This window comes from Roseicella frigidaeris (genome assembly GCF_003258945.1).
Classification (GTDB): Bacteria; Pseudomonadota; Alphaproteobacteria; order Acetobacterales; family Acetobacteraceae; genus Paracraurococcus; species Paracraurococcus frigidaeris.
Genome location: NZ_QLIX01000017.1, coordinates 106,375 through 112,374 on the forward strand (window position 1 = coordinate 106,375; position 6,000 = coordinate 112,374).

Consider the following 6,000-nt stretch of genomic DNA (forward strand, 5'->3'; position numbering starts at 1 on the left):
GCAAACCGGAGGTGTGCGCCCGGCGACTGAGGGCGACCGCCATCAGCCGCCGTCGCGCAGCAGGTCGCCGATCACCCGCTCGAGCTGGTCGAGCGTGCTGCACATCGCCACCACCCGGCAATGCGGCGCGTAGCGGGGCATGTCGGAATCGCCGGTGCCCCACAGCGTGCGGTATTCCGGGTTCAGCCAGACCACCTGCTTGGCCCGCTCCGCCATGGTGGCGAGGATGTCCGCCCGCGGCTCGGTGCGGTTGCCGCGGCCATCGCCGAGGATGACGACGGTGGTGTGGCTGTCGAGCAACGCCAGGTGCTCGCGGGCGAAATCGCCGAGCGCCATGCCGTAGTTGGAGGAGCCATAGCCGGCGCGCTCCATCACCGCCGGGATCGCCGCCTCGATCGGCTGCGATTCCAGAATGTCCGAGACCTCGACCAGGTTGCCGCAGAAGGCGAAAGCGTGCAGCCCGGCCAGCGCCTCGTTCAGCGAGTAGAGGAAGAGCAGCAGGAATTGCGCGACGGCGGCGACCGAGCCGCTGACATCGCAAAGCACCACCAGCTTCGGCTTCTCGATCCGCTCCTGCTTCCAGATGACGTGGAAGGGGATGCCTTCCCAGCCCATGTTGCGCCGCAGCGTGCGGCGCACGTCCAGCACGCCGCGACGGTCGCGCTTGCGGTTGCGGCCATATTGCGTCGCCAGCCGCCGCGCCATGGCGCGCACCAGCCGGCGCATGCGTTCCTGGTCGCGGCGCTCAATGGCGGCGAGGCGGGTCTGGCGCAGCAGGCGCTCGCGGAAGGCCTCGGTCTCGCCGCGGGCATAGAGCTGCAGCGCCTGCTCGACGAAGCCGCGCACCTGCTCGCGCAGCCGCTCCCGCCCCGCGCGCAGGCGCTGGCCGCGCTCGCTCTCCGGCGCGGCGGCGATGGCGCGGTCGAGCGCCTGCAGCCCCATGCGCTCGAGGATGCGGCGGGTGAAGAGGTTCACCTGGGTGAAGAGGGCGATGTTGCCGAGCCCGGCCTCCTGCGCCGCCCGCTCCACCGCCGCGGCCAGCGCCGCCTGGTCGTTGGCGAGCAGCATCCGCGCCAGGTCGCCGCCGCTGCCGGCGCCGCCGCCCTCGCCGCCCCCACCGCCACCCTGGCCTTCCCCGCCTTGGCCCTCCCCGCCTTGGCCCTCGCCCGGCTGCGCCGCCTCCGGCCGGTCGGCGGCCGGCGCGTCGCCCGCGCCCGCCGCGCCGTAGTCGCCGCGGCGGAAGAACAGGTCGAAGACCTCGGCGAAGGCCTGCTTCTCCTCGGCGGTCTTGGCCAGCACCAGGGAGAGCGTGTCCTTCAGCCGCGCCCGGTCGGCGAAGCCCACCACCTGCACCGCCCGGGTCGCGTCGATGCTCTCGGCCGGCGAGATGCGCAGCCCGGCGCCGCGCGCGGCCCGGAAGAAATCGAGCAGCGGCCCCTCGGTCATGGCGCGGCCAGGCCCGGCGATCCCAGGCTCATCGCACGGGCACCGCCTCCCGCTTCGCCCGCAGCAGCAGCTCGGCGATCTGCGGCTCGACCGCCTCGATGTCGCTCTCGAATTTCAGCAGCACGTTCAGCGTCTCGCGCACCAGCGCGTGGTCGAGCTGCGACGCGTGCAGCAGCACCAGCACCCGCGCCCAGTCGATGGTCTCGCTGACCGAGGGCAGCTTCTTCAGGTCGAGGGTGCGGAGCTGCTGCACGAAGGCGACGAGCTGGCGGCGCAGGTCCTCGGCCGCGTCCGGCACCCGGCCGGCGATGATCCGCGCCTCCAGCCGGGCGTCCGGCAGGCCGATATGCAGGTGCAGGCAGCGCCGCTTCAGCGCGTCGCCGAGGTCGCGCATGGAGTTCGAGGTCAGCAGCACGATCGGCGCCACCTCCGCCTGCACCGTGCCGATCTCGGGGATGCTCACCTGGTAGTCGGAGAGCAGCTCGAGCAGGAAGGCCTCGAATTCCTGATCGGCCTTGTCCACCTCGTCGATCAGCAGCACCGCCCCGCCGGGCTCGCGCAGCGCCCGCAGCAGCGGCCGCGGCTCGAGGAATTCCTCGGAGAAGAACAGGTCGCTGACGCCGTGCAGCCGGCGCATCGCCGCCTCCAGCCCCGGCTCCTCGCCCAGCGCGCTGCCCATCCGGTCCTTCAGGATCTGGGTGTAGAGGAGCTGCTTGCCGTATTTCCACTCATAGAGGGCCTTCGATTCGTCCAGCCCCTCGTAGCACTGCATGCGGATCAGGCTGAGGCCGAGCCAGGCGGAGACGGCCTTGGCCAGCTCGGTCTTGCCGACGCCGGCCGGGCCTTCGACCAGGATCGGCTTGCGGAGGTGGTGGGCGAGATAGACGGCGGTGGAGATCGGGCGGCTGGCGATGTAGCCGGCCGATTGCAGCCCGGCCTCGGTGGCTTCGATCGATCCGAGCAGCCCATGCCAGGCGATGCTCATGCGGCGGCAAAACTCATGCGGGACGTCTCCGACCTTGCTGCGGATGCTTCGCCGCGATCATGGACCGGGCGGCGACGGGGCACAAACCCGCCCCCGGCCGGTCCCGGCGGCGTTTCCGACCGCAGGCGTCTGTTCTAGACTGGGCGACAGGGAAACAGGTCCAGGGGGTCTCGGTGCATCTGTCCGACCGGGTGACGGGCGGGGTCCTCGTGGCCCTCGGCGCCGCCGCCGCCATCGCCGGCTCCCGCCTGCCGGCCGTGCCCGGCCAGGAGGTGGGGCCGGCCGCCTTCCCCCTGCTCATCGGCAGCGGCCTGGTGATCTGCGGCGCCCTCATCGCCTTCGGCATCGGCCGCAGCTTCGAGGTGCCGGAGGAGGAGGAGGCGCCCCCTGGCCCCTGGCGGCTCGGCGGGCTGCGCGCCCTGGTGCCGCCGGCCCTGCTGCTGTTCTACGTGCTGGCCGCCGACCGGCTCGGCTTCCTGCTCACCGGCGCGGTCATGGTCTTCGTCGCCGCCTTCGCCCTCGGCGCCCGGCCGCGCCTCGCCCTGCCGCTCGCCATCGTCGCGCCGCTGCTGGTGCACCTCGCCTTCTACAAGCTGCTGCGGGTGCCCTTGCCCGAGGGGCTGCTGGCGGCGCCGTGGTGACCGGCCGATGATGGATCTCCTCGAAGCGGTCCGCCTGGTCGCCGCGCCGGACGTGCTGATCGCGATCTTCGCCTCGGCGGTCTACGGCCTCGTCGTCGGCTCGCTGCCCGGCCTCTCCGCTACCATGGCGACGGCGCTGCTGGTGCCCGTCACCTTCTGGCTCTCGCCCATCGCCGCGGTGGCCACCATCATCACCGCCTCGGCCATGGCGATCTTCTCGGGCGACATCCCGGGCTGCCTGCTGCGCATCCCCGGCACGCCCGCCTCGGCCGCCTATACCGACGAGGCCTATGCGCTCACCCGCAAGGGCCAGGCGGAGCTTGCACTCGGCGCCGGCCTCTGGTTCAGCGCCATCGGCGGCATCGTCGGCACCCTCTCCCTGGTGCTGATGGCGCCGCTGCTGGCCGAGATGGCGCTCTCCTTCTCGACCTTCGAGTATTTCTGGCTCGCCTTCCTCGGCCTGATGTGCGCGACGCTGGTCGCCCGTTCCTCGCCGATCAAGGCCATCGCCTCCATGCTGCTCGGCCTGCTGGTCTCCTGCATCGGCATGGAGAACCCGGCCGGCACGCCGCGCTTCACCTTCGGCATCACCGACCTGCTCGGCGGCATCGAGCCGATCCCGGCACTGGTCGGCGTCTTCGCGGTGAGCGAGGTGATGCGGGCCATGGTGACGCCGGAGCCGCCGCCCCTGCCGCGGCGGAAATTCGGCTCCATCCTGGCCAATCAGTGGATGCTGACCAAGAAGTACCAATGGCCGATGTGGCGCGGCAACGTCGTCGGCATCATCATCGGCGTGCTGCCCGGGGCGGGCGCCGACATGGCCGCCTGGGTCAGCTACGCCATGAGCAAGCGCTTCTCCAAGGAGCCGGAGAAATTCGGCACCGGCCATCCGGAAGGGCTGGTCGAGGCCGGCGCCTCCAACAACGCCTCCCTCGCCTCGGGCTGGGTGCCCTCGCTGCTCTTCGGCATCCCGGGCGACACCATCACGGCGATCGCCATCGGCGTGCTCTACATGAAGGGGCTGAACCCCGGCCCGACGCTGTTCACCGAGCGCGCCTCCTCGATGTACGCGCTCTACCTCATCTTCATCCTCGCCAACATCATCATGATCCCGCTCGGCATCGTCATGATCCGCTTGGCGGCGACCGTGCTGCGGGCGCCGCGGGCGGCGGTGATGCCGGTGATCATGCTGCTCTGCGCGGTCGGCGCCTTCGCCACCGGCAGCAACCTCTTCTCGGTGCTGCTGGTCGGCGTCTTCGGCTGCCTCGGCTTCGTCATGGAGCGCAACGGCTACCCGGTGGCGGCGCTGGTGCTCGGCATCGTCATGGGGACGATGGTGGAGCAGAATTTCATCACCTCGCTCATCAAGTCGGATGGCGACATCCTGCCCTTCTTCGAGCGGCCGGTCTCCGGCGTGCTGGCGGCCATGACCTTCGGCGCGCTGCTCTGGCCGCTCGGCATCTGGGTCTGGAACCGGCTGCGGGGACGACGGATGGCGGCGGGCGGCGCGGCGGAGTAGCCGCGCAGGCGCCGCCGCTTGCACTCCGCCACCGCCTGCCGCACGCTCCGGAAACGCAATGAAGCGCCCCGCCGGGAGGGGCGCGACAGGAGGAACGAGACCATGACCGCCCCTACCCGCCGCATCCTGCTCGGCAGCGGCGCCGCCCTGCTCGCGGCCCCCGCCATCTCCCCGGCCCTGGGCCAGCCGAAATACCCCGCGCGGCCGGTGCAGCTCCTCTGCCCCTGGGCGGCCGGCGGCGGCACGGATGCGGTGGCCCGCATCGTCGCCGCCCTGCTGGAGAAGGAGCTCGGCCAGCCCGTCAACGTGGTGAACCGCACCGGCGGCTCCGGCGTGGTCGGCCATGCCGCCATCGCCGCGTCGCCGCCGGATGGCTACACGCTCGGGATCATCACCTCCGAGATCTGCATGCTCCATTGGCAGGGGCTGACGGACGTCACCTACCGGAACTTCGCCCCGCTCGGCCTGATGAACAACGACCCGCCGGGCATCCAGGTGAACGTCGCCTCGCCCTACAAGGATGCGAAGCAGCTCGCCGAGGCGATCAAGGCGAGCACGCCCGGCAAGTTCAAGGCGAGCGGCACCGGCCAGGGCGGCATCTGGCACCTGGCCCTGGCCGGCTGGCTCAATGCCCTCGGGCTGAAGGCCGACCATGTGCGATGGGTGCCGTCCAACGGCGCCGCACCGGCGATGCAGGACCTGGCGGCGGGCGGGCTCGACTTCACCACCTGCTCGGTGCCGGAGGCCCGCGCCATGCTCGATGCCGGGCGCTGCCGCAGCCTCGCCGTGATGGCGCCGAAGCGGCTCGACGCCTTCCCCAGCATCCCGACCCTGCAGGAGGCGATGGGCATCGGTTTCACCACCGGCGCCATGCGGGTGATCGTCGGCCCGTCCAACCTGCCGGAGGCGGTGAAGGCGGCGGTCGAGCCGGCGCTCGGACGCATCTACCAGTCGAAGGACTACCAGGACTTCCTGGCGGCCCGTGGCTTTGGCGGCGTCTATGCCGATGCGGCGGGGGCCGGCAAGGCGCTGGCCGAGGCAGATGCCTCGCTCGGCGAGGCGATGAAGGCGGCGGGGCTGGCCAAGGCCTAAGCGTTATTCCCCGCGACATCGCTCCGCGCCGTCGCGGGGGCCCCAGGAGATATCCCCACGACGCCGCTTCGCGCCGTCGCGGGGGCCCCGTGAGTCGCCTCGGGCCCGAGGGGCGTCACAGCCTGCCGCGGCGAAGCCGCGGCAGGGCAACGGGTGGCGACTGGGGCGGGAGGGGGGCGCAGATCCCCGTCGCAGCACGGGCTTGCCGCGGGGCGGGACAGGCCCCACCCTCTCTCGTATCCGTTGTCCCGGCCCCACCTTGCTTCTTGCGCGACCGGTGGTGCGATGTTCTCTGACACGTGGTGTCGGAGGCGGGG

At 71.8% G+C, this 6,000-nt stretch carries 5 protein-coding genes; 3 read left to right on the top strand and 2 right to left on the bottom strand.

All coding sequences use genetic code 11. The features are described 5' to 3' along the window. Positions 1-42: 42 nt before the first annotated feature. Together DOO78_RS19090 and DOO78_RS19095 are read right to left on the bottom strand one after the other, a co-directional pair. Positions 43-1,446: a VWA domain-containing protein gene (locus DOO78_RS19090; protein WP_111471459.1), complete on the bottom strand. Its 1,404-nt coding sequence runs from the start codon at positions 1,444-1,446 to the stop codon at positions 43-45. Between the two features lie 28 nt (positions 1,447-1,474). Further along, the gene (locus DOO78_RS19095) at positions 1,475-2,431 is read right to left on the bottom strand and encodes an AAA family ATPase (protein ID WP_111471460.1); all 957 of its coding nucleotides are present in this window, start codon (positions 2,429-2,431) and stop codon (positions 1,475-1,477) included. A 173-nt stretch (positions 2,432-2,604) separates the two neighbouring features. Here DOO78_RS19095 and DOO78_RS19100 point away from each other — a divergent pair, with 173 nt between their 5' ends. From DOO78_RS19100 to DOO78_RS19110, 3 genes are all read left to right on the top strand, one after another. Beyond that, complete coding sequence (locus tag DOO78_RS19100; RefSeq protein WP_111471461.1) at positions 2,605-3,072, top strand: tripartite tricarboxylate transporter TctB family protein; 468 nt, start codon at positions 2,605-2,607, stop codon at positions 3,070-3,072. Between the two features lie 7 nt (positions 3,073-3,079). Beyond that, a complete protein-coding gene (locus tag DOO78_RS19105) occupies positions 3,080-4,591 on the top strand; it encodes a tripartite tricarboxylate transporter permease (RefSeq protein ID WP_111471462.1) in 1,512 nt (503 codons plus the stop codon). Between the two features lie 102 nt (positions 4,592-4,693). Then, entirely contained in the window at positions 4,694-5,683 is a 990-nt protein-coding gene (locus DOO78_RS19110; protein ID WP_111471463.1) for a Bug family tripartite tricarboxylate transporter substrate binding protein, read from the top strand. The last annotated feature ends 317 nt before the right edge of the window (positions 5,684-6,000 follow it).